General features: G+C 38.2%; 1 protein-coding gene. It reads right to left on the bottom strand.

Annotated features, from left to right (window positions below):
• Nucleotides 1-92 precede the first annotated feature (92 nt).
• Nucleotides 93-296: hypothetical protein (locus tag AC3WV0_RS18155; protein ID WP_488847491.1), on the bottom strand; the 204-nt coding region annotated here is incomplete at its 5' end.

Genomic DNA, 296 nt, shown 5'->3' with positions numbered 1-296 from the left:
TGCCATTATCCAATACGACACGCAGTAATCTTACCTTAAGAGTATAGTCTTTGCTATAATCTTTTCCTGACAGATCTACGGTAGGAGAAGGTTTAAGGTCTGTTATCATACAGGATTTTCCGCTTTTTGACAAAATCTTTTATGGTTTGGTTTAAACCTACCCTTACGCGCATAAGGTAGTTAAGATTTCTTTTGTGATGCTGATGAAAGAAATCGAATGAAGCAAAACCACGGTCATACAACAGCAGATCATTATGGCAACAATGATCCAACAGCTCAAGAGCCTGTAAACGTTC

This window comes from Chryseobacterium sp. 27AL, assembly GCF_057815395.1.
The sequence above is the reverse complement of the archived record's forward strand: the minus strand, read 5'-3'. Positions and strand labels throughout refer to the sequence as shown.